This is a genomic window from Streptomyces sp. Y2F8-2, assembly GCF_014905555.1.
Lineage (GTDB): Bacteria > Actinomycetota > Actinomycetes > Streptomycetales > Streptomycetaceae > Streptomyces > Streptomyces cynarae.
Genome location: NZ_BNGS01000001.1, coordinates 104,914 through 128,156, shown reverse-complemented (window position 1 = coordinate 128,156; position 23,243 = coordinate 104,914). Strand labels below are relative to the sequence as shown.

Annotated in this window: 20 protein-coding genes; 10 read left to right on the top strand and 10 right to left on the bottom strand. The window is 70.8% G+C overall.

Annotated elements, in window-relative coordinates:
• Positions 1–43 precede the first annotated feature (43 nt).
• Entirely contained in the window at positions 44–784 is a 741-nt protein-coding gene (locus SY2F82_RS00605) for an SDR family NAD(P)-dependent oxidoreductase (protein ID WP_200416920.1), read from the top strand.
• Positions 785–796: 12 nt separating this feature from the next.
• On the opposite strand, the gene SY2F82_RS00600 is transcribed toward SY2F82_RS00605, so the two are convergent.
• Positions 797–1,906, bottom strand: coding sequence for a mechanosensitive ion channel family protein (locus SY2F82_RS00600; RefSeq protein ID WP_200416919.1), 1,110 nt, complete (start codon positions 1,904–1,906; stop codon positions 797–799).
• 102 nt (positions 1,907–2,008) lie between these two features.
• Between SY2F82_RS00600 and SY2F82_RS00595 the strand changes: the two genes are divergently transcribed.
• Positions 2,009–2,578, top strand: coding sequence for a dienelactone hydrolase family protein (locus SY2F82_RS00595; protein WP_200416918.1), 570 nt, complete (start codon positions 2,009–2,011; stop codon positions 2,576–2,578).
• Positions 2,579–2,593: 15 nt separating this feature from the next.
• Here SY2F82_RS00595 and SY2F82_RS00590 read toward each other — a convergent pair whose 3' ends face one another.
• The 4 genes from SY2F82_RS00590 to SY2F82_RS00575 all read right to left on the bottom strand — a co-directional run bounded on the left by SY2F82_RS00590 (position 2,594) and on the right by SY2F82_RS00575 (position 7,328).
• The gene (locus tag SY2F82_RS00590) at positions 2,594–4,255 is read right to left on the bottom strand and encodes an alkaline phosphatase (RefSeq protein ID WP_200416917.1); all 1,662 of its coding nucleotides are present in this window, start codon (positions 4,253–4,255) and stop codon (positions 2,594–2,596) included.
• 102 nt (positions 4,256–4,357) lie between these two features.
• The gene (locus SY2F82_RS00585; protein ID WP_200416916.1) at positions 4,358–5,170 is read right to left on the bottom strand and encodes a DsbA family protein; all 813 of its coding nucleotides are present in this window, start codon (positions 5,168–5,170) and stop codon (positions 4,358–4,360) included.
• A 71-nt stretch (positions 5,171–5,241) separates the two neighbouring features.
• Positions 5,242–5,934, bottom strand: a complete 693-nt coding sequence (locus tag SY2F82_RS00580; protein ID WP_200416915.1) for a hypothetical protein — start codon at positions 5,932–5,934, stop codon at positions 5,242–5,244.
• A gap of 68 nt (positions 5,935–6,002) precedes the next feature.
• The gene (locus tag SY2F82_RS00575; protein ID WP_200416914.1) at positions 6,003–7,328 is read right to left on the bottom strand and encodes a DUF2252 domain-containing protein; all 1,326 of its coding nucleotides are present in this window, start codon (positions 7,326–7,328) and stop codon (positions 6,003–6,005) included.
• A gap of 234 nt (positions 7,329–7,562) precedes the next feature.
• Here SY2F82_RS00575 and dnaE point away from each other — a divergent pair, with 234 nt between their 5' ends.
• Positions 7,563–11,099: a DNA polymerase III subunit alpha gene (gene dnaE, locus SY2F82_RS00570; RefSeq protein ID WP_200416913.1), complete on the top strand. Its 3,537-nt coding sequence runs from the start codon at positions 7,563–7,565 to the stop codon at positions 11,097–11,099.
• Between the two features lie 110 nt (positions 11,100–11,209).
• On the opposite strand, the gene SY2F82_RS00565 is transcribed toward dnaE, so the two are convergent.
• Complete coding sequence (locus SY2F82_RS00565) at positions 11,210–11,389, bottom strand: hypothetical protein (protein WP_200416912.1); 180 nt, start codon at positions 11,387–11,389, stop codon at positions 11,210–11,212.
• Between the two features lie 221 nt (positions 11,390–11,610).
• On the opposite strand from SY2F82_RS00565, the gene SY2F82_RS00560 reads away from it, so the two are divergent.
• From SY2F82_RS00560 to SY2F82_RS00545, 4 genes are all read left to right on the top strand, one after another.
• Positions 11,611–12,816, top strand: coding sequence for an NYN domain-containing protein (locus SY2F82_RS00560; protein WP_200416911.1), 1,206 nt, complete (start codon positions 11,611–11,613; stop codon positions 12,814–12,816).
• Between the two features lie 120 nt (positions 12,817–12,936).
• The gene (locus SY2F82_RS00555) at positions 12,937–13,908 is read left to right on the top strand and encodes an ABC transporter ATP-binding protein (protein WP_200417749.1); all 972 of its coding nucleotides are present in this window, start codon (positions 12,937–12,939) and stop codon (positions 13,906–13,908) included.
• 82 nt (positions 13,909–13,990) lie between these two features.
• Entirely contained in the window at positions 13,991–14,812 is an 822-nt protein-coding gene (locus SY2F82_RS00550) for an ABC transporter permease (protein WP_103839892.1), read from the top strand.
• A 34-nt stretch (positions 14,813–14,846) separates the two neighbouring features.
• Entirely contained in the window at positions 14,847–15,521 is a 675-nt protein-coding gene (locus SY2F82_RS00545) for an AAA family ATPase (protein ID WP_200416909.1), read from the top strand.
• A gap of 187 nt (positions 15,522–15,708) precedes the next feature.
• Here the strand turns inward: SY2F82_RS00545 and ybaK are convergent, their stop codons facing one another.
• From ybaK to SY2F82_RS00525, 4 genes are all read right to left on the bottom strand, one after another.
• On the bottom strand, positions 15,709–16,212 hold the full coding sequence (gene ybaK, locus SY2F82_RS00540) for a Cys-tRNA(Pro) deacylase (RefSeq protein WP_200416908.1): 504 nt from the start codon (positions 16,210–16,212) through the stop codon (positions 15,709–15,711).
• Positions 16,213–16,258: 46 nt separating this feature from the next.
• Positions 16,259–16,999, bottom strand: a complete 741-nt coding sequence (locus SY2F82_RS00535) for an LON peptidase substrate-binding domain-containing protein (RefSeq protein ID WP_200416907.1) — start codon at positions 16,997–16,999, stop codon at positions 16,259–16,261.
• An 11-nt stretch (positions 17,000–17,010) separates the two neighbouring features.
• Positions 17,011–18,117 carry a hypothetical protein gene (locus SY2F82_RS00530; RefSeq protein ID WP_236041021.1) on the bottom strand — a complete coding sequence of 369 codons (1,107 nt, stop codon included), beginning with the start codon at positions 18,115–18,117 and terminating at the stop codon, positions 17,011–17,013.
• A gap of 153 nt (positions 18,118–18,270) precedes the next feature.
• Positions 18,271–19,851, bottom strand: a complete 1,581-nt coding sequence (locus SY2F82_RS00525) for an oxidoreductase (RefSeq protein ID WP_200416906.1) — start codon at positions 19,849–19,851, stop codon at positions 18,271–18,273.
• A gap of 309 nt (positions 19,852–20,160) precedes the next feature.
• Between SY2F82_RS00525 and hisD the strand changes: the two genes are divergently transcribed.
• From hisD to hisB, 3 genes are read left to right on the top strand one after another with little or no spacing between them, the layout of a single operon-like run.
• Complete coding sequence (gene hisD / locus SY2F82_RS00520; RefSeq protein ID WP_200416905.1) at positions 20,161–21,486, top strand: histidinol dehydrogenase; 1,326 nt, start codon at positions 20,161–20,163, stop codon at positions 21,484–21,486.
• Positions 21,483–22,652: a histidinol-phosphate transaminase gene (locus SY2F82_RS00515; RefSeq protein ID WP_200416904.1), complete on the top strand. Its 1,170-nt coding sequence runs from the start codon at positions 21,483–21,485 to the stop codon at positions 22,650–22,652. The genes hisD and SY2F82_RS00515 overlap by 4 nt, the downstream gene beginning before the upstream one ends.
• On the top strand, positions 22,649–23,242 hold the full coding sequence (hisB, locus tag SY2F82_RS00510; RefSeq protein WP_100825690.1) for an imidazoleglycerol-phosphate dehydratase HisB: 594 nt from the start codon (positions 22,649–22,651) through the stop codon (positions 23,240–23,242). The genes SY2F82_RS00515 and hisB overlap by 4 nt, the downstream gene beginning before the upstream one ends.
• Position 23,243: the final 1 nt, after the last annotated feature.

The following is a 23,243-nucleotide window of genomic DNA, read 5'->3' as shown; positions in this document are numbered from 1 at the left end:
AGAGCAATCGCCTCACCTTAAGCGGCTTTTGTACGATCGGATCATGACGCGCAACGTGGTGATCAGTGGCGGTGGCACGGGGATCGGCCTTGCGGCGGCGCGGGCCTTCGCGGCGGACGGAGACCGGGTGCTGCTCCTCGGACGCCGGGCGGAGGTGCTGGAGAAGGCCGACGTGCCCGGGGCGCTCACCTATGCGGCCGACCTGAGCGACCCGCACGCCGTGCGCGGCGTCGCCCGGTTCGTGGCCGACGAGCTGGGCACCGTGGACGTCCTCGTCAACAGCGCGGGCGGCAGCGGGCTCCTGGAACCCAAGGCCGACATCGAAGATCCGCTCGAAACCGTCGCGCACACCTGGACCGTCAACTTCCGGCTGAACGTGCTGACCGCGGCCCTGCTCACCGAGGCACTGCGGGACCGGCTCGCCTCCCCCGGGGGCCGGGTGCTGTTCCTCAGCTCCATCGCCGCCTACCGCGGCTCCGGCAGCGGCGCGTACGCCGCCTCCAAGGCCGCCCTGCACCCGTACGCCTTCGATCTGGCCCGGGAGCTCGGGCCGCGCGGCGTCACGGTGAACGTGGTCGCGCCCGGCTATGTCGAGGACACCGAGTTCTTCGGCGAAGCGATGGACCCGGCGCGGCGCGAGCGGCTCATCGCCGAGACATCCATCGGACGTGCCGCCACGCCCGGCGACGTCGCCGCCACCCTGCACTGGCTGGCGTCCCCCGGCGCCCGCCACATCACCGCGCAGGTGATCCAGGTCAACGGCGGCGCAGAACGCGGCCGCTGACGTGGGCGGGGATCATCCCCGGCCCGCCCGCTGCTGTTCGTACGCCTTGTGGAACTGTCCGTCGCGCGAGGAGTGACCGTTCCAGCCGGGCGGAGGTATGGCGCCCGCAGTGTTGACCCGCGGCAGCGCGTAGGGATGCTCCTCGGCCAGCCAGCGGATGAGCTCCTCGCGCACCGTGACCCGCGCCGTCCATATGTCGTCCGCGTCCTTGGCGGTCACCAGCGCCCGCACCTGCATGGTGTTGGGTGTCGAGTCGGTGACCTGGAGGCCGTAGGCCCGGCCGTCCCACGCCGGGCAGTGGCGCAGGATGTCGCGCAGCTTGTCGCGCATCGCGTCCACGGGCGCGGTGTGGTCGACGTGGAAGTAGACGATGCCGGTCATCTGGGCGCTGCCGCGCGACCAGTTCTCGAAGGGCTTGGAGGTGAAGTACGACACCGGCATGGTGATCCGCCGCTCGTCCCAGGTGCGCACGGTCAGGAACGTCAGGGTGATCTCCTCGACCGTGCCCCACTCGCCGTCCACGACCACCGTGTCGCCGAGCCGCACCATGTCGCCGAACGCGATCTGCAGCCCGGCGAAGAGGTTGGAGAGCGTGGACTGTGCGGCGACACCGGCGACGATGCCGAGGATGCCGGCCGAGGCCAGCAGCGAGGCGCCGGCCGTGCGCATCGCCGGGAACGTCAGCAGCATCGCGCTGGCCGCCACCACCCCGACGGTCGCGTACACCACGCGCATGATCAGCGTGACCTGGGTGCGCACGCGCCGGACCCGGGCCGGGTCGTGGTGGGCGCGGGCGTAGCGGCTGTACGTCGTCTCGACCACGGCCCCCGCGATGCGGATCACCAGCCAGGCCGCGGAACCGATCAGCACCAGGGTGAGCGTCCGGCCGATGCCGACCTGATGCGCCTGGAGCACCTTGGCCTGGTCGTAGGAGCCCCTCAGCAGGGCCGTGCACAACACGAGCTGGTAGGGGATGCGGCCGCGGCGCAGCAGACCCCACAGGGGCGTCTCGGGGTGCCGGGCGTTCGCCTTGCGCAGCAGGACGTCCGTGCCCCACCCGATGAGCAGGGTGAGTCCGACCGTGCCGCCGACGACGATCACCGGGCGCAGTACGTTCTCCATCCTTGGAACGTAACCAGTGGGGCCCGCCGTGAACCTGTGGCCAAGAACACCCGCTGCCGCGCAGCGCACGGCGTTGTCCGTCCCGGCTGGCACCATGGGCTCATGAACATCATGCTCTTCCACTCGACGTACGGGCTGCGGCCGGCCGTCCGGGCCGCCGCCGACCGGCTCCGCGCCGCCGGGCACGAGGTGTGGACCCCCGACCTGTTCGACGGCCGCACCTTCGAGACGGTCGAGGAGGGCATGGCCTTCAAGGACGAGATCGGGAAGGAAGAGCTGCTCAAGCGGGCCGTCCTGGCCGCCGCGCCCTACTCGGAGCGAGGACTCGTGTACGCCGGGTTCTCGCTGGGCGCGTCCATCGGGCAGACCCTGGCGCTGGGCGACCACAAGGCGCGCGGACTCCTGCTGCTGCACGGCACCTCGGACATCGCGCCGAGCGCCTCGGTGGACGCCCTGCCGGTCCAGCTGCACGTCGCGGAGCCGGACCCGTTCGAGACGGACGACTGGCTCAGCGCCTGGTACCTGCAGATGGGCAGAGCGGGCGCGGACGTGGAGATCTACCGGTACGCGGGCGCGGGCCACCTGTACACGGACCCGGACCTGCCGGACTACGACGAGGAGGCGGCCGAGGCCACCTGGCGGGTGGCGCTCGGCTTCCTCGACAGCCTGTAGCGGGCTCCCGGCGGCCTACACCGGGTCGTACGTCCGCTCGACCTTCTGTGTACCGCTGCGGGTGCGGTACGACCGCGCCCAGGACGAGGTGGCGCTCGCGTTAGTGCGGTCGGACAGGACGTAGTAGTCCATCTGCGCGCGCTCGGCGGTGATGTCCAGCACGCCGTAGCCGTGACGGTCGGTGTCCACCCAGTGGACGTGCCGGTTGGCCGCGCGGATGACCGGCGCGGCCACCGCCGAGACGGTGCCCTCGGGAACCTTGACGATGTCGTCGAGGTTGTCGGAGGTGACCGAGGTGACCACGAACTCGGTGGCGGCGGAGGCGGACAGCGGGTAGGTGCCCGCGTCGACCGGGACGTCGTTGGCCCAGGCCATGTGGATGTCGCCGGTCAGGAACACGGTGTTCCGGATCGCGTTGGCCCGCAGATGGGCCAGCAGTTCACGGCGGTCGTCGGTGTAGCCGTCCCACTGGTCGGTGTTGACGGCGAGGCCCTCCTGCGGCAGCCCCAGCAGCTTGGCCAGCGGTTTGAGCAGGTCCGCGGAGAGCGAGCCGATGACGAACGGCGCGATCATCACCGAGTTGCCGACCAGCCGCCAGGTGGTGTCGGACGCCTTCAAGCCCGCCTTGAGCCAGTCGAGTTGGGCGCGGCCCGTGATCGTGCGGTCCGGGTCGTCGACGGAACCGCTGCCCGTGGAGGCCTGCTGCGAGCGGAAGGAGCGCAGGTCCAGAAGGGAGAGGTCGGCCAGCTTGCCGAAGCGCAGCCGGCGGTAGGTCGTGCCCTCGACGGCCGAGCGGACCGGCATCCACTCGAAGTACGCCTGCTTGGCCGCCGCCTTGCGGGCCGTCCAGGTGCCCTCGGCCCCCTCGGTGTGGTTGACCGCGCCGCCCGACCAGGCGTTGTCGGCGAACTCGTGGTCGTCCCAGATGGCGATGACCGGTGCCTTGGCGTGCAGGGCCTGCAGGTCGGGATCCGTCTTGTACTTCGCGTGCCGGATCCGGTAGTCGGTGAGCGTGATGATCTCGTTCGCCGGGGCGTGCGGGCGCACGACGGTGCCGCGGGCCGCGTACTCGCCGGTCTTGTACTCGTAGATGTAGTCGCCCAGGTGCAGCCACGCGTCCAGGTCGCCCCGGGCGGCGAGGTGCCGGTACGCCGCGAAGTAGCCGGCCTCCCAGTTGGCGCAGGAGACCACACCGAAGCGCAAGCCTGACACGGCGGCGTCGGCGGCCGGCGCGGTGCGGGTGCGGGCGACGGGGGAGTCGGTGCCGCCCGCGGAGAAGCGGAACCAGTAGTCGGTGGCCGGCTCCAGCCCCCGGACGTCGGCCTTCACGGTGTGGTCCGAGGCGGCGGTCGCGGTGACGGATCCCTTGGCGACGATCGCTGTGAACGCCTTGTCCTTGGCGAGCACCCAGCTCACCTCGGTGTCGGGCCCGAGCCCGGAGCCGGGCGTCGCCTCCGCGGTGGGTGTCACCCGGGTCCACAGCAGGACGCCGTCGGGCAGTGGGTCACCGGAGGCCACGCCGTGCAGGAAGGCCGGGGTGTCGGCGGCGGCCCGGGCGGGAAGGGCGGCGGCGAGCGGGGCGCCCAGAACGGCCGTCGCCGCCGCGGCCTTGACGACCGTACGGCGGCGGGGGGAAAGGGAGTTGGCGCTCTCGGATGATCTGTGTCGACTGGTCACGGCCGAGCAGACTACTGACCGGTACGCGCAAAGAGCGGGCGAACACGCAAAGTTCGCCCGCTCTTTGTCCGCCTGACCGCTCAGGCCCGCCCGGGGGACCGGTCAGGACTTGAGCGCGTTGTCGATCGCCGTGTCGAACTCGGCCACCGTCATCGGCGCGTTCTTGCCGTCGGACCCGGTGAGCGTCTTGCCGTCCATCTTCAGGGTCGGCGTGCCCTGCACCCCGCTCTTGTTGAAGACATCGGACATGTCCAGCGCCCACTTGTCATAGGTGCCGTCCTTCACGGCCTTCTGGAACGCCGCGTTGTCCTTCAGGGCGGGGACGGTGTTCGCGACCTTGATCAGGTAGCTGTCGTCCTTGAACTTGTCCTCGGTCTCCTCCGGGTGCCACTTCGCCGAGTACAGAGCGGTCTTGTACTCGAGGAACGCCTCGGGGCTGACGTTCAGCGCGGCTCCCATGGCGCTCAGGGCGTTCTTGGAGCCCTCGCCCTGGGTGTTGGTGTCGATGAACGAGGCACCGACGTACTGGATCTTGAACTTGCCCTCGTCGACGTCCTTCTTGACGGTCGAGCCGACCGTCTGCTCGAACTGGGCGCAGATCGGGCAGCGCGGGTCCTCGTACATGACCAGGGTCTTCTTGGCGCTGCTCTTGCCGATCACGACCGTGGTGCCGTTCGCGCCGGAGGTGTTGGCCGGCGCGACGAGCTTCTCGCTCTTCGCGGCCTCCCAGTGACTGGGCTTGTTGTTCTGCACGACGGCGTAGCCGACGCCGCCGGCGACGGCGAGCACGGCGACGACCGAGCCGGCGACGATCAGCTGCCGCTTGATCTTGTCGCGCTTGGCCTGCCGCTCGCGCTCGGCGCGCAGCCGCTCACGGGCCGCCGTCTTCGCCGCCTGGCTGTTCCGCTTGCTCATGGGTGATCTCCTCGGGGACGCGCATCGTCGTGCGCGGAGTAAGGGTGGGACTGGGGTGCTCGGGGTGTCGCTCAGACCAGGGCGACCGAGCACGGCGGTCCACGCCGTCCCAGGGAGTGCACGAAGAGGCGGGTGCGCAGGGCGGCGATCCGGGGCGCCGGGCGCGGGACCCGACGGGCCGGAGCGAGCCGTACCGTCACCGCGGCGACCGCGAGCAGCAGCGGCCGGAACGTGGTCGCGGCCACCGCGCCGAGCAGCTGGGCCAGCGCCCGCTCGCCGCGGCGCAGCCAGGCGGCGGCCAGCAGCCCCACGCTGACGTGGGCGGCGAGCAGCAGCCAGGCGGTCTCCGGGTCGGCGTGCGCCAGGAGCGCCGCGATCCGGTCGCTGCCGGTGCCGGTGCCGGTGACCCGGCTGAGCGGGGTGCCCACGCTGCCACCGCTGCACAGCAGGTCCAGGCCCACCGAGCGCAGCGGGCCGGTGACCGGGCCGCCCGCCCTGCCGTAGCAGGCGTGCTGGCCGGTGGTGAACACCGTGTCCGCGGTCAGCTCCAGCGGCACCAGCAGGGCGGCGATCTTCCCGAAGCCGCGCTCACGGCCCGCCAGCGCGTACGCGACGACGAAGACGGCGGCGGCTATCGCGGCCACCGTCCCCATCGGCAGGGGGACCTCGGACAGCAGCACGTGCGACGCGGTGCTGAGTGTCACGACCAGTGCCGTGAACAGCGCCGCGCGTACGGCTCTGAGGTGGGTCCCGGATATGTCCATCGCAGAGGAGAGTGTGTCACGTGCTCCTGTAAGGGAACACTAAAGGATTCCCGTACCGGGCCCTTCCGTCACAGACCTGGAATCCGGCCGTTGCGGAACAGGTCCACGAAGATCTGGTGGTCCGCACGCGCGCGTGCCCCGTAGGTGTGGGCGAAGTCCACCAGCAGTTCCCCGAAGCCGTCCTCGTCGGCGGCGATCGCCGCGTCGATGGCCCGCTCGGTGGAGAAGGGCACCAGGGACTCGCCGGACTGGTCGTCCGCCGCCGCGTGCATGGCGGCCGTGGCGCGGCCCAGGTCGGCGACGACCGAGGCGATCTCCTCCGGGTCGTCGATGTCGCCCCAGTCCAGGTCCACCGCGTACGGCGACACCTCGGCGACCAGCTGGCCCGCGCCGTCCAGCTCGGTCCAGCCCAGCCACGGGTCGGCGTGCGCCTGCAGGGCGCGCTGGGAGATCACCGTGCGGTGGCCCTCGTGCTGGAAGTACTCGCGGATCGCGGGGTCCGTGATGTGCCGGGAGACGGCCGGGGTCTGGGCCTGCTTGATGTAGATCACGACGTCGTTCTCCAGGGCGTCGCTGTGGCCCTCGAGGAGGATGTTGTACGACGGCAGGCCGGCCGAGCCGATACCGATGCCGCGGCGGCCGACGACGTCCTTCACGCGGTAGGAGTCCGGACGGGCCAGGGACGTCTCCGGCAGCGTCTCCAGGTAGCCGTCGAAGGCCGCGAGCACCTTGTAGCGGGTGGCGGCGTCCAGCTCGATGGAGCCGCTGCCCGGCGCGAAGCGGCGCTCGAAGTCGCGGATCTCGGTCATCGAGTCCAGCAGCCCGAAGCGGGTGAGCGAGCGGGCGTCGCGCAGCGCGTCCAGCAGCGGGCCCTGGGCGGTGTCCAGGGTGAAGGGCGGCACCTCGTCGCTCTTGGCGCCGGTGGCCAGGGCGTGGACGCGCTCCCGGTAGGCCGCGGCGTAGATGCGGACCAGCTCGGTGATCTGGTCGTCGCTGAGCGCCTTCGCGTACCCGATCAGCGCCACGGAGGCCGCGAAGCGCTTCAGGTCCCAGGTGAAGGGGCCGACGTACGCCTCGTCGAAGTCGTTCACGTTGAAGATCAGGCGGCCCGTGGAGTCCATGTAGGTGCCGAAGTTCTCGGCGTGCAGGTCGCCGTGGATCCACACCCGCGAGGTGCGGTCGTCCAGGTACGGGCCGCCGCGCCTGTCCGCGTCCAGGTCGTGGTAGAAGAGGCACGCCGTGCCCCGGTAGAACGCGAACGCGGAGGCCGCCATCTTGCGGAACTTCACGCGGAACGCGGCCGGGTCGGCGGCGAGCAGCTCGCCGAAGGCGGTGTCGAAGACGGTGAGGATCTCCTCACCGCGTTGCTCGGCGCTGAGCTGCGGAACCGACATCGCTGGGTGCCTCCTGGTACGGGTGGTGCGTGACGTTTGGGGTTGATCTTCCGCGGGTTTTCCCTCACGCCAACGTCCGGCGGTGTGGTGGAGTGCCCACGTTTTCTCCGCATGAAGGTACGCGCCGGACGCCTCCGGGTGTCAGTGCCGAGGCATAGACTTCGACGCTGTCCCCCAGACTGTCCGCGACCGGGGGACACCGTCGACGTAATGTTTGCCCTGGAGGCTCGAACCGTGTCAAAGCCGCCGTTCACGCACCTGCACGTCCACACCCAGTACTCGCTGCTGGACGGTGCCGCGCGGCTGAAGGACATGTTCAACGCGTGCAACGAGATGGGCATGACCCACATCGCCATGTCCGACCACGGCAACCTCCACGGGGCGTACGACTTCTTCCACTCCGCGAAGAAGGCCGGAATCACCCCCATCATCGGCATCGAGGCGTACGTCGCCCCCGAGTCCCGGCGCAACAAGCGCAAGATCCTCTGGGGCCAGCCGCACCAGAAGAGGGACGACGTCTCCGGTTCCGGTGGTTACACCCACAAGACCATGTGGGCGGTGAACAGGACCGGCCTGCACAACCTCTTCCGCCTGTCCTCCGACGCGTACGCCGAGGGCTGGCTGCAGAAGTGGCCCCGCATGGACAAGGAGACCATCGCCCAGTGGTCCGAGGGGATCGTGGCCTCCACCGGATGCCCCTCCGGCGAGGTGCAGACCCGGCTGCGCCTCGGCCACTTCGACGAGGCTCTGAAGGCGGCCGCCGACTACCAGGACATCTTCGGCAAGGACAAGTACTTCCTGGAGCTGATGGACCACGGCATCGAGATCGAGCGCCGGGTCCGCGACGGCCTGCTCGAGATCGGCAGGAAGCTCGGCATCCCGCCGCTGGTCACCAACGACTCGCACTACACGTACGCGCACGAGGCGTCCGCCCACGACGCCCTGCTGTGCATCCAGACCGGCAAGAACCTCTCCGACCCGGACCGCTTCAAGTTCGACGGCACGGGCTACTACCTGAAGTCCACGGAGGAGATGTACGCCATCGACTCCTCGGACGCCTGGCAGGAGGGCTGTGAGAACACCCGGCTGATCGCGGAGATGGTCGACACCGAGGGCATGTTCGTCAAGCGCGACCTCATGCCCAAGTTCGACATCCCCGAGGGGTACACCGAGGTCACCTGGTTCCAGGAGGAGGTCCGCCGCGGCATGGAGCGCCGCTTCCCGGGCGGCATCCCCGAGGACCGCATGAAGCAGGCCGAGTACGAAATGGACGTCATCATCCAGATGGGGTTCCCGGGCTACTTCCTCGTGGTCGCCGACTTCATCATGTGGGCCAAGAAGAACGGCATCGCGGTGGGCCCCGGCCGTGGCTCGGCCGCAGGCTCGATCGTCGCCTACGCCCTCGGCATCACCGACCTCGACCCGATCCCGCACGGCCTGATCTTCGAGCGGTTCCTCAACCCCGAGCGCATCTCGATGCCCGATGTCGACATCGACTTCGACGAGCGCCGGCGCGTCGAGGTGATCCGGTACGTGACGGAGAAGTACGGCGCCGACAAGGTCGCCATGATCGGCACCTACGGCACCATCAAGGCCAAGAACGCGATCAAGGACTCCGCGCGCGTGCTCGGCTACCCGTACGCGATGGGCGACCGCATCACCAAGGCCATGCCCGCCGACGTCCTCGGCAAGGGCATCCCGCTGTCCGGCATCACCGACCCCAGCCACCCCCGCTACTCGGAGGCGGGCGAGGTCCGGTCGATGTACGAGAACGAGCCGGACGTGAAGAAGGTCATCGACACCGCACGCGGCGTCGAGGGACTGGTGCGGCAGATGGGCGTGCACGCGGCCGGCGTGATCATGTCCAGCGAGACCATCACCGAGCACGTCCCGGTCTGGGTGAGGCACACCGACGGCGTGACCATCACCCAGTGGGACTACCCGAGCTGTGAGTCGCTCGGCCTGCTGAAGATGGACTTCCTGGGCCTGCGCAACCTCACGATCATGGACGACGCCGTCAAGATGGTGAAGGCGAACAAGGGGATCGACATCGATCTCCTGAGCCTCCCGCTCGACGACCCCACGACCTTCGAGCTGCTCCAGCGCGGCGACACCCTCGGCGTCTTCCAGTTCGACGGCGGCCCCATGCGCTCGCTGCTGCGGCTGATGAAGCCCGACAACTTCGAAGACATCTCCGCCGTGTCGGCCCTGTACCGGCCGGGCCCGATGGGCATGAACTCCCACACGAACTACGCGCTGCGCAAGAACGGGCAGCAGGAGATCACGCCGATCCACCCCGAGCTGGAGGAGCCGCTCAAGGAGGTCCTGGACGTCACCTACGGCCTGATCGTCTACCAGGAGCAGGTGCAGAAGGCCGCCCAGATCATCGCCGGCTACTCGCTCGGCGAGGCCGACATCCTCCGCCGCGTGATGGGCAAGAAGAAGCCGGAGGAGCTGGAGAAGAACTTCGTCATCTTCCAGTCGGGCGCCCGCAAGAACGGCTACAGCGACGAGGCGATCCAGGCGCTGTGGGACGTGCTGGTCCCGTTCGCCGGCTACGCGTTCAACAAGGCCCACTCGGCCGCGTACGGCCTGGTCTCGTACTGGACCGCCTATCTGAAGGCGAACCACCCCGCCGAGTACATGGCCGCGCTCCTCACCTCGGTGAAGGACGACAAGGACAAGTCGGCCGTCTACCTGAACGAGTGCCGTCGCATGGGCATCAGGGTGCTGCCGCCGAACGTCAACGAGTCCGAGTCGAATTTCGCCGCGCAGGGCGACGACGTGATCCTCTTCGGCCTCTCCGCCGTGCGCAACGTCGGTTCGAACGTCGTCGAGTCGATCATCCGCTGCCGCAAGGCCAAGGGGAAGTACGCGTCCTTCCCGGACTACCTGGACAAGGTCGAGGCGGTCGTCTGCAACAAGCGGACGACGGAATCGCTCATCAAGGCCGGCGCCTTCGACTCCCTCGGCCACACCCGCAAGGGCCTGATGGCGCAGTACGAACCGATGATCGACAACGTGGTCGCGGTCAAGCGCAAGGAAGCCGAGGGGCAGTTCGACCTCTTCGGCGGCATGGAGGAGGAGAGCAGCGAGCCCGGCTTCGGTCTCGACGTCACCTTCACCGACGAGGAGTGGGACAAGACCTATCTGCTCGCCCAGGAGCGGGAGATGCTCGGTCTGTACGTCTCCGACCACCCGCTCTTCGGCCTGGAGCACGTGCTGTCCGACAAGGCCGACGCGGGCATCGCCCAGCTCACCGGCGGCGAGCACGCGGACGGCGCGGTCGTCACCATCGGCGGCATCATCTCCGGCCTGCAGCGCAAGATGACCAAGCAGGGCAACGCGTGGGCGATCGCCACGGTCGAGGACCTCGCCGGCTCCATCGAGTGCATGTTCTTCCCGGCGACCTACCAGTTGGTGTCCACCCAACTCGTCGAGGACGCCGTGGTGTTCGTCAAGGGCCGCCTCGACAAGCGGGAGGACGTGCCCCGGCTGGTCGCGATGGAACTGATGGTTCCGGACCTGTCCAACGCGGGCACCAACGCCCCCGTGGTGCTCACCATCCCGGCCGTGAAGGTCACCCCGCCGATGGTCAGCCGCCTCGGCGAGATCCTCAGCCAGCACAAGGGCGACAGCGAGGTGCGGATCAAGCTCCAGGGGCCGCGCAAGACGACGGTCCTGCGCCTGGACCGCCATCGCGTCAAGCCGGACCCCGCCCTCTACGGCGACCTGAAGGTCCTTCTCGGCCCGTCCTGCCTGGCGGGCTGATCACCCGGAGTGACTCAGCAGATAAGGGGCGCACCCGAGACCGGGTGCGCCCCTTATCTTTCTGCGTCGGCCCTCGTGCGCGGGCCTCGGCATCAGCCCTTGTGCAGGCGTCAGTTGTGGCCGAAGCTCTTCTGCTTCTTACGGGTAACATCCGCCGGGCTGCCCGGGGTCTGCGCCATCGGAGACGTGTGCGTCTCCGCCGCGGGCCGCTGGGTGTGCTCCTGCGCCTGCTCGCCCTTCGGGGAGCGGTTCTGCGGGCCGCCCTGCTTGCGGTTCTTGTTCTTGGCCATGGTGATGCCTCCTGTGGGGACTAGGGGCCAGGGCCGGGACCAGATTCACATAGCCTGACATCAACCGCATGTCGGACAATTACCCTGCGTGACACAGCTCTTCGCGTCCCGGTCCCCCGGATACGCCACGCCGAAGATCGAGTTCCGGCCGTTAACCTCTCCGCCGTCGGGCAGACTCGAAGCAAGCCCGAAGCAAACCTCCCGGAAAGAGGGTGGATCGCGTGGACCGCTGCATCGTCCTGGTGGACGCCGGGTATCTGCTCGGGGCTGCCGCCAGCCTCCTCGCCGGGGAACCCTCCAGGTCCCGGATCACCGTCGATCACGCCGCCCTCATCCAGGGACTGCGGGAGCGCGCCGAGGCCGACACCGGGCGGCCACTGCTGCGCATCTACTGGTTCGACGGCGCTCCCGACCGCGTACCGCAGCCGGAGCACCGCCGGCTGCGCGTGATGCCCCGGGTGACCGTGCGTCTCGGCGCGCTGACCCGCAGCGACGGGCGGTGGGCGCAAAAGGGCGTCGACGCCGCGATGCACGCCGAGCTGACGGAGCTGGCCCGCAACCGCGCGTGCTCGGACGTCGTGCTCGTCACCGGTGACGGGGACCTGCTGCCGGGCATGATGGCCGCCAAGGAGCACGGGGTCGCCGTGCACCTGTGGGCCGTGCAGGCCGCGGACGGCGACTACAACCAGTCCGAGGACCTGGTCGCCGAGGCCGACGAGCGACGCGTGCTCGACCGGGCGTGGATCACCCAGGCCGTGCGGCCCAAGGAGCTGGGCGGGGTGTGCGCGCCGCCGCCCGCGCCCCGGCCGGAGATCGCCGCGATCCTGTCGGCGCCGCTGCCCGATTCGGCGCTCACGGCCGCCACGGAGCGACCCGCCGCCGAGCCGGAACACGTCCAGGCGGCCGCGTCGCACAACGGCGCCCAGGATCGGGTGCCGGTCGCCAAGGGCGTACCGACCCCGAAGGACCTCGCGGCGCTGCGGGCCCCGCAGACCGCGCAGCAGCCCGCCGGGGCGACGCTTCGCTGGTCGTCGGACAAGGGCTGGGTGGACCGCCCCGTCGCGGCCGAGTCGCCCGAGGCCGCCTCGCTGCCGACGCTGGCGCAGTTGACGACCGCGGAGCAGCGGTGGGCCGACCGGGAGGAGGACATCACCACGGTCGGCGGCGACCCCTACGAGGTGGGGCAGGTCTTCGCCCGGCGGTGGATCTCCCGCCTCGCCGACCCCTCCCACCTGCAGAAGCTGTCGAGCATGTACCCGCGGGTGCCGCACCGCATCGACGGTGAGCTGCTGCGGTACGCGGCCCGCTTCGGCCTGCTCGCCCACAAGGACGACCAGATCGACGAACACGACCGGTACGCGATCCGGGCGGGCTTCTGGCGGGAGATCGACCAGCGCACGGCGGCGGAGGCGCCCGCCGGCGAATGACACACCGCTTCGGACCTCGGCCCCGGCGGGCCCCGGGAACCGCTCGGCGGGCGGGACCCCTTACCCTCGTCCTTTGTGAGCAAGCGCAGCGCAACGGCACCACGGCACAGTGACGACGTCGTGTGCGCCGTGCGCGGGCTGACCAAAACCTATCCGGCGGTACGAGGGCGGCGCGGCACGCCCGGGGCCCCCGAGGTGCGGGCCACCGACGACGTACGGCTGGACATCCGGCGCGGCGAGATCTTCGGACTGCTCGGACCGAACGGCGCCGGCAAGTCCACCCTCCTACGCCAGTTGACCGGACTGATGCGGCCCGACAGCGGCAGCGTGGAGATCCTCGGGCACGACATCGTGCGCCACCCCGAGCGGGCTGCCCGTATCCTCGCCTACCTCGGCCAGGAGTCCACCGCCCTGGACGAGCTGACCGTCTCGCTCGCCGCCGAGACCACCGGACGGCTGCGCGGGCTCGACCTGCGGCACGCCCGCGAGGAACGGGACGCCGTCCTCGACGAACTCGGGCTCGCACCGATCGCCTCCAGGCCGCTGAAGAAGCTCTCCGGCGGCCAGCGCCGGCTCGCCTGCTTCGCCGCCGCGCTGATGGGGGAGCGAGCGCTGCTGGTGCTCGACGAGCCGACCACCGGCATGGACCCGGTCGCCCGCCGCGCGGTGTGGGCCGCCGTGGACCGGCGGCGGGCCGAGCTCGGGACGACCGTCCTGCTGGTCACCCACAACGTCATCGAGGCGGAGACCGTCCTCGACCGGGTCGCCGTCCTCGACCGGGGCAGGATCATCGCCTGCGACACCCCGGCCGGGCTCAAGGAGCGCGTCGCCGGGGAGGTCCGCGTCGAACTCGTGTGGCGTGAGCGGGCGCCCCTGGAGGTGCCCGAGGTCGCCGCGCTGCGCACCCGCGCCGTGGAGTCCGGGCGCCGCTGGTCGCTGCGGATGGCCCCCGAGGAGGCGCGCGCGGCCGTGGCCACCGTCACCGGGGGGGCCGCCTTCGCCGCCCTCGACGACTTCACCCTGGCCACGCCCAGCCTGGAGGACGTCTATCTGACGCTCGGCGGCAGCGGTCAGGGGCTGGTGAAGGCATGAGCGCGGGGGCCGTCGTGTCCGTATGGAGCTCCGGGGGGAGCTCCACGGGGACCTTGGGGAAAACGAAGAGGAGCAGCGCGAGGTGAGTGTCGTACCCGCCGGGGTTCTGCCCGGCGCCCGGGCGACGGACGACGGTGCCGTGGACGGCGCCGCCCTCGGGCCGCGGGCGCGGCTGTGGCCGTCGATGGCCGCCGTGTACCGGGCCCAGCTGTCCAGGGCGCGGGTCGCGCGGATCCCGCTGCTGTTCGTGGCGACCTTCCAGTCGATCGGCATCATGATCATGATGCGCGGGGTGGTGAGCGGCGGCGGGAGCGACGCGTGGTCCGTGGTCGCCGGATCGTCGGTGCTCGTGGTCGCGTACGTCGGTCTGAACCTGCTCGCCCAGTACTTCGGCCAGCTGCGCGGCAGCGGCGGGCTCGACCACTACGCCACGCTGCCGGTGCCGGCCGCGGCGGTGGTGCTGGGCGCCGCGGCGGCGTATGCCTCCTTCACCGTGCCCGGGACCCTGGTGACCGCAGTCTTCGGGTGCGTGCTGTTCGGGCTGCCGCTCGCCCACCTGTGGGTTCTCGCGGCGGTGATCCCGTTGGCCGGCGCCGCGCTGTCCGGGCTCGGCGCCGCACTGGGACTGCTTGCGCCGCGGCCCGAACTGGCCACGTTGCTCGGGCAGTTGGGCATGTCGGCGGCGCTGTTGCTGGGCGTGCTGCCGGCGCACCGGATGCCGGAGGCCATTCAGGTCGCGCGCGACCTGCTGCCGTCGACGTACGGGGTGGAGGCGTTTGCGCGGACCTTCGGCGGGCATCCGGACTGGGCGTTCGTCCTCGGCGACCTGGGCGTGTGCGCTGCCGTCGGGGTGGCCTCGCTGGCCCTGGCGACCTGGGCGTACCGCCGGGCGGCCGTCCGGTGACGCGGCTGACAGACACGCCTGGCAGGATGTGAAGGTGACCGCTCCGTTGACTCCGCCTCCGCCGCCGCATGAACAGTCCCCGCACTCTTCACACGAGGCGTGGCACGCCGTGTCCGAGCCTGTGGGGATCGGGCCGGCACCGCACGGTGCCACGGCCGTCTACGGGGCGGACGGACCCGGTATGAAGACCGAGGTGCGCGAGGCGGCCCTGATCACGGTGGGCGTCGCGCTCGCCGGGGCGCTGCTCGGGGTGCTGTGGTGGTGGTTGGCGCCGCATGTGCCGCTGGTGGGGGACAAGGTCGACAACAGCTGGGTCGTCTATCTGAAGGACACCGAGGGTGAGCAGGCGATCGGGGTGGACGGGACGTTCACACTGCTCGCGGCCGGCTTCGGTGTGCTCAGTGCGCTGGTCGTCTTCCTGGTGCGCAAGCGGGGCGGGGTGCCGCTGGTGGTGGCGCTCTGTGTGGGCGGACTGCTGGGGTCGCTGCTCGCGTGGCGGTTGGGGGTCTGGCTGGGGCCCCCGCACAACGTCATCGCGCACGCCAAGGCCGTGGGTAAGGGAGTGACGTTCTCCGCGCCGCTGAAGCTCGGGGCCAAGGGCGCGCTGCTGGCGTGGTCGGTGGCTGCGCTGGTGGTGCACCTGGGGCTGACGGCGCTGTTCGCTCCGCGGGATCCCGATCCGTACGGGGCGGCTGCGCCGCAGGCGTAGCCCGGCGCTCAAAAGCGCTCGTGCGCCGGACGGGCTCGAGAGGCTCGTCCGGCGCTGTTGTGACGGGTGGTGGTCACGCCGGCCGGTGGCCGTGGTTGGCGTGGCCCTTCTTCATGCGCCATTTGCGCTTGCGTGTCCTCTTCGACATGTTTCCGTACTAGCCGAGGACGGGCCGTCCGTCGAGTGGTCAGGCACGGGCGATCGGTGCCAGCGTCGCCTCCGTGAGCTTGGCCAGGTCCTCGGGGGACAGCTCCACCTCCAGGCCCCGGCGGCCGGCGGACACGCAGATCGTGGTGTGCGAGGACGCCGACTCGTCCAGCACCGTGCGGAGCCTCTTGCGCTGGCCGAGAGGCGAGATGCCGCCGCGTACGTAGCCCGTCGTACGCTCCGCGAGCACCGGGTCCGCCATCGCCGCCCGCTTGCCGCCCACCGCCGTGGCCAGCGCCTTCAGGTCCAGCGAACCCGCCACCGGGACCACCCCGACCACGAGCGCCCCGTCCACGTCGGCCACCAGCGTCTTGAACACCCGGTCGGGGGAGACACCCATCGCCTCGGCCGCCTCCTCGCCGTAGGACGGATGGGACGGGTCGTGGTCGTAGGCGTGGACCGTGAACTCCACTCCGGCCGCCGTCAGGGCCACCGTCGCCGGTGTCCCTCCGGGCTGCTGCTGCTTCTTCGACTTCTTCGCCATCCGGCCGTTCCCGTTTCGCGTCCCGTTACGACTGTGCGTTTGTGCGTCAGTTCAGACTTGTCGGCGTCCGCGTCAGCTCCGTCGCCGGCAACGACGGCAGATTACGGATGATGGCCGTCTCCGAGCGAAGCAGTTTCAGCTCGTCGCGCAGGCGGGAGGCGGTGTCGGGCGCCTGCAGCAGCCGCTGCTTCGTCGGCGTGTCCAGCATCACCGCGGCCGCCACCAGGTACGACACCACTGCCGGTTCGTCCGGGAGGTCGGTACCCGCCGACAGGGACCTCTCCCGCGCGCCCGCCAGCCGCTTCTGGTACTGCCGGAACGCCCGCAGCACCCCCTCGGCCAGCGCGCCCGCCTCGTCGCCCTGTTCCTCCGGCAGCTCCTCCAGCTCGGCCGTCAGATACGGGCCGGAGGTGTCGACCGAGAGCACACGGACGCGGGTCGTGCCCGTCGCCAGGACCTCGAACGAGCCGTCGGCCCGCTCCCGGATCGTCGCCGCGTCCGCGATACAGCCCACCGCGTGGAACGCCTTGGACGGGTCGGACCCGAAGCCGGCCGCGGGCCCGCGCTCGGGCAGCGCCGTGGGATCCGGCATGCCCGGCGCGCTCGGCGCCACCTCGTGGCCGTCGCGGATGGCGACGACGGCGAACCGGCGCGGTTCGTCCTCGGGGGTCTTCAACAGGTCGCGCATCAGGGCGCGATAGCGCTCCTCGAAGATGTTCAGCGGGAGCACGAGCCCCGGGAACAGCACCGAGTTCAGCGGGAAGAGCGGGAGCCGGACGGTGGTCACGACCCGAAAGCCTAATGGTCGCAGCGGGGCATGTGGCCGGTGTGGTCGTTCAGGTGCCCGATCAGTTGCCTGCCGGGGGGAGGGATCAGCGGCAGAAGCCGCTCGGACATGTGCGGCGGAACCGGCGACACCGCCGCCCGTCGCACCGCCTCCCGCACCTGAAGGAACCGGCCCAGCGGGTCGTCGCAGATCCGGTCCCAGGGGAACGACGTGGCGTACGGGCCGGTCATGCTCAGCTGTGTGAGCGCGTCCTGCCAGCGCTCCAGCCGGACCAGGACGAAGACGAGGAGATTGCGGATCTCCGCGGGCCACGGATCGGCGGCCGCGAACCGCGACGACAGCGCGATCGCCCGGTCGGCCGCCGCGTCCAGTCGTCCCCGGGTCACGACCACTCCGTCGCCCTCCGCCAGGTACTTGAACGCGGCGCGCACGGGCAGCGCCTGCACCAGGGAGCCCGGCGGGGCGTCCTGCGCGGCGGTCTCGGCGAAGTCGAAGCACTCCCAGTGCGAGTCACCGGGCCTGTGCGGAGTCCTCCCCCACTGGGCGCTGCACGCGGCCGACAGGTACTGCAGGGCGGCGACATGGCAGCCGTAGTGGTGCGGGGAGCGGCGCACGGCTTCGGCCCACAGCCGCTCGTACTCGGTGTGGCGGGCGTGCGCGCCGCGGGCATGGTCGAGCGCCACCCGCCACGGCACCGGGTCCCGGGGATCGCCCTCGGTCGCCGCGGTGACCAACGGGCCGACCTTGCGCAGGAGTTCGACGCGGGCCGGCGACTCCCAGCAGCGGGCCACCGCGAGTTGGGCGCTGACCAAAGCGGCGTCCGGATCGTGCGGGGCGGCCTCGTGCCAGTCCGTGAGCCATTCGTCGCGCGAGCGGGCGAAGGCGCCGAGCCGTGTCACGTACCGGTCGCGGTCCTCCCACTCGGCGGCCTGACGTGTGGCCGCGAGCAGTTCGGCCACCGGACCGTAGTCGCCGCGGCCCGCCGCCACCAGGGCGGGCGCCAGGCGGTCGTCGGGCGCGTCGAGAAGGACCTCGTCATCGGCGGGCAACCCGTCGGCGAGGCGCGAGGAGGTGCGAGCCATCCGTGGCGTACGGATGAAGGGGCGGAGCATTGCCATGGTGTCGTCCATTGAAAAGCCGCAGGTCGGGGAGGCGCCAGCACAAACGCGTAACCCGCGTTTGGTTGTACGGGCGAAGTTCAAGAACGGGTAAAAAGTAACCGTTTGGTCGCTGATGAACCTCTATGCGCAGGCCCCTTCCGTCACACAGGATCAACTGCGTCGCAAAAGCCTCGTCGCCCCCGCCGCGACCGTCGTGGCCAATATCCAGCCGAGCAGGATCACCGCCGTCGACAGCCACTGCCAGGCCCCGTTCAGACGCCACTGGCCCGCCTGGCCGAGATCGATGACCGGCAGCAGCAGGTCCAGGGCGAACAGGGAGGGGTTCCACGTCGGATGCCCGTCCTTGTTGACCGGCGGATGGCTCGCGTGCGAGAACGCGATCGACGCCGCCGCCCACAGCACCGCCATCCACACCGCGGCGCGGCCGGGCCGGTACCCGTAGGCGACCGTCCAGTCCTGTACGTACCCCCACAGCTTGGCCGCGAGCGGCAGTGTCTCGCGGCGGCGCCGCTGCTTGGCGAGCAGAACCTCGCGCGCGTCCTCGTCCTCGCCGGAGTTGCGCAGCACGGCCGCGAGCCGTTCGTACGGCTCCGGGTTGTACTCGGCGGTGGCCGCCGCCACCCACGCCAGACGTCGGGCGAGCGGGAAGGCGTCCTGCGGCACGAGGTTCTCGTAGGCGAAACCGCCCATGTGGAGATCCCCGAGGCCGGGCCAGCTGGTCCACCGGTCCACCAGGTTCACGATCCGGGCGCCCGAGAGGACCACCTTGCCCCGCTCGGGCCGGTCGCCCAGGAAGCGCAGCTCGGGCGTCTGGACCCGGCGCAGCGACAGCTCCTGGTCGTCGTCGAGGACGAACCGGGCCCGGTCCAGGTCGACCGCGTCCCCGAACCGCCCGTCGTCCAGCCGGATCCCGCCCCGGCACTCGAAGCGCTGCACCCGGGTGCCGCGCGCGGGCGTGATGCCACTGCTCTGCAGCGGATTGCCGACGCCCGCCGGAGTCAGGTACAGGGTGCGCTCGACCGTCAGCTGCGGGGCGTTCAGGGCCAGCCGGGTGTAGGGGTTGGTCAGGCGGGCGCCGCGCAGGCTCAGCGACACGCCGACCTTGGCGCTGCGCATGCTCAGCTCCCCGTGCGACTCCAGCATGTCGGCCTGCAGGTCCTGGCCGACGGTCAGCCCGTCCGCGGAGATCGAGCGGCCGCGCCGGTCGCGGTGGACGACCGCCTGGTTGAGCATCAGGTCGGTGCCGATGTGCGCGTCCGTGAGCCGCACCCCGCCCTGGAACCGGCAGCGCGCCAGATGCAGGTCGCCCTCCGTGTGCAGGCGCGCCGCCTCAAGACGCGGCACCGAGCAGTCCACGAGCCGCACGGTCGTGAAACGGGCCTCCGGCAGCAGGACCTCCTTCTCGAACCGGCAGCCGTTCAGCTCGACGTACGGCACGACCGTGCCGCCCGCGAGATCCAGGGTGTCCGTGATCCGGATGCCGGTCAGCTTCAGGGACGAGACCCGTCCCGCGAGCGCGGGAGGGCCGTCGAGGAGCAGCCAGGCCACGATCCGGGCCCGCACGCTGCGCTCGGGCCCCCAGGTCCGGTCGCCGTGCGGATCGTCCACGGCAGGGTCCCCGTCGCGCAGGTCGTACTCGCTGCCGTTGCGGAAGGCCTGCCACATTCCGGCCTCCGTGGCGGTCAGTCCGTCCGGCACGTAGTCGACACGGATGCCGGCACCCTCGGTCACGGCTCTTCCTTCCTCCCCAGCTACTCGCGGGTTTCGTACGACCGTTCATGCCCGCTGAGTGACGGCCCGAACGCCGAAGGTGAAGGGGATCTTCCGCCCCCTGCCCCCACCCATCGAATCCGGCCAGCCGGCCCGGCACCGCTCACCGAGCGCTCCGCCCCGGCTGCGACACGCCGTGTCTCCCACCGATCCGTCCCCTGCCGCCCGCGCCCGACCGGCCCGCCACCGAGCCGTCCGCCCGTCCACGCTCTGTATCAGCCATTGATACGGCCGTCCGGCCCGTCGGTGCCGTCTGCGAGAATTGGGGCTGTGATCTCCCGAATCGATCTGCGCGGCGACGCCCTCCCGGAGGGCCCCGCCCTGCGCGACCTGCTGCCCCGAGCCGACTTCGACGTTTCGGCCGCACTGGAGAAGGTGCGTCCGATCTGCGAAGCCGTGCATCATCGTGGCGACGCGGCGCTGATCGACTTCGCCGAGAAGTTCGACGGAGTGCGCCTCACATCGGTCCGGGTTCCGGACCAGGCCCTGAAGGACGCGCTGGAGCAGATCGACCCGGCCGTCCGCGCGGCCCTGGAGGAGTCCATCCGCCGCGCCCGTCTCGTCCACCGCGAGCAGCGCCGCAGCACGCACACCACACAGGTGGTGCCCGGCGGCACGGTGACCGAGAAGTGGGTGCCGGTGGACCGCGTGGGTCTGTACGCGCCCGGCGGCCGGTCCGTCTACCCGTCGTCCGTGATCATGAACGTGGTCCCGGCCCAGGAGGCCGGTGTCGGGTCGATCGCCCTGGCCTCTCCGGCCCAGGCCGAGTTCGACGGCCTGCCGCACCCGACGATCCTCGCCGCCTGCGCCCTCCTCGGCGTCGACGAGGTGTACGCGGCCGGCGGCGCCACCGCCGTCGCGATGTTCGCGTACGGCACCGAGTCCTGCCCGCCCGCGAACATGGTCACCGGTCCCGGCAACATCTGGGTCGCCGCCGCCAAGCGCTACTTCACCGGCAGGATCGGCATCGACACCGAGGCCGGCCCCACCGAGATCGCGATCCTCGCCGACTCCACCGCCGACCCGGTGCACGTGGCCTCCGACCTGATCAGCCAGGCCGAGCACGACCCGCTGGCGGCCGCCGTCCTCGTCACCGACTCCGTCGAGCTCGCGGACGCCGTGGAGCAGGAGCTCGAGCCGCAGGTCGCCGCCACCAGGCACATCGAGGACCGGATCCGCCCGGCGCTGGCCGGCAAGCAGTCCGCCGTCGTGCTGGTCGACGGCATCGACGAGGGCCTGCGCGTCGTCGACGCGTACGGCGCCGAGCACCTGGAGATCCAGACCGCCGACGCCGCCGCGGTCGCGGACCGCGTCAGGAACGCGGGCGCGATCTTCGTCGGCCCCTGGGCGCCGGTCTCCCTCGGCGACTACGCGGCCGGTTCCAACCATGTGCTGCCGACCGGAGGCTGCGCCTGCCACTCCTCCGGCCTGTCCGTCCAGTCCTTCCTGCGCGGCATCCACATCGTCGACTACACGCGGGACGCGCTGGCCGAGGTGGCGCACCACGTGGTGACGCTGGCGGACGCCGAGGACCTGCCCGCGCACGGCGCGGCGATCAAGGCAAGGTTCGGTTGGAAGGTGCCTGAGAGCAAGTGAGCTTCGGAATCGACGATCTTCCCGTCCGGGACGAGCTGCGCGGCAAGACCCCCTACGGCGCCCCCCAGCTCGACGTGCCCGTACGGCTGAACACCAACGAGAACCCGTACCCGCTGCCCGAGCCGCTGGTCGAACGGATCACCGAGCGCGTTCGCGAGGCCGCCCGCGGCCTGAACCGCTACCCGGACCGGGACGCGGTCGAACTGCGCACGAGGCTGGCCGAGTACCTGACGAGGACCGGCGGGTACGAAGTCGCCCTCGAGAACGTGTGGGCGGCCAACGGCTCCAACGAGGTCATCCAGCAGCTGCTGCAGACCTTCGGCGGGCCCGGCCGCACCGCGATCGGCTTCGAGCCGTCGTACTCGATGCACGGGCTCATCGCGCGCGGCACGGGCACCGGCTGGATCTCGGGCCCGCGCAACGAGGACTTCACGATCGACCTCGCCGCCGCCGAGAAGGCGATCGCCGAGCACCGGCCGGACGTCGTCTTCATCACCACTCCCAACAACCCCACCGGCAACGCGGTCCCGCCCGAGACGGTCCTCGCCCTGTACGAGGCCGCGCAGGCGGCCAAGCCGTCCATGGTGATCGTGGACGAGGCGTACATCGAGTTCAGCCACGGCTCCTCGCTGCTGCCGCTGCTCGAAGGTCGGCCGAATCTCGTCGTCTCGCGCACCATGTCGAAGGCGTTCGGCGCCGCCGGCCTGCGGCTCGGCTACCTCGCCGCGCACCCGGCGGTCGTGGACGCCGTCCAGCTGGTCCGGCTGCCCTACCACCTGTCGGCGGTCACCCAGGCGACCGCCCTGGCCGCCCTGGAGCACACCGACACGCTGCTGAAGTACGTCGAGCAGCTGAAGTCGGAGCGGGACCGGCTGGTCGCCGAGCTGCGCGCGATCGGCTACGACGTCACCGAGTCCGACGCCAACTTCGTGCAGTTCGGGCGCTTCCCCGACGCGCACGAGGCCTGGCGGAAGATCCTGGAGCGGGGCGTGCTGGTCCGGGACAACGGCGTACCGGGGTGGCTGCGGGTCACCGCCGGGACCCCGGAGGAGAACGACGCGTTCCTCGACGCGGTACGTGCAGTGTTTTGCGGGGGATACCCCCACACCCCCAAGCAGTGTCTTGTGGGGGACACCCCCACACCCCCGAAGGAGCAGAGCGCATGAGCCGCGTTGGGCGCGTGGAGCGCACCACCAAGGAGACCTCGGTCCTCGTCGAGATCGACCTCGACGGCACCGGCAAGACCGACATCGCCACCGGCGTCGGCTTCTACGACCACATGCTCGACCAGCTGGGCCGGCACGGTCTGTTCGACCTGACCGTGAAGACCGACGGCGATCTGCACATCGACTCGCACCACACCATCGAGGACACCGCCCTCGCGCTCGGCGCCGCCTTCAAGCAGGCGCTCGGCGACAAGGTGGGCATCTACCGCTTCGGCAACTGCACCGTCCCGCTCGACGAGTCCCTCGCCCAGGTCACCGTCGACCTGTCCGGCCGCCCGTACCTCGTGCACACCGAGCCCGAGAACATGGCGCCGATGATCGGCGAGTACGACACCACGATGACCCGGCACATCCTGGAGTCCTTCGTCGCCCAGGCCCAGATAGCGCTGCACGTGCACGTGCCCTACGGGCGCAACGCCCACCACATCGTGGAGTGCCAGTTCAAGGCGCTGGCCCGGGCCCTGCGATACGCCAGCGAGCGCGACCCGCGCGCGGCCGGCATCCTCCCGTCCACGAAGGGCGCGCTGTAAG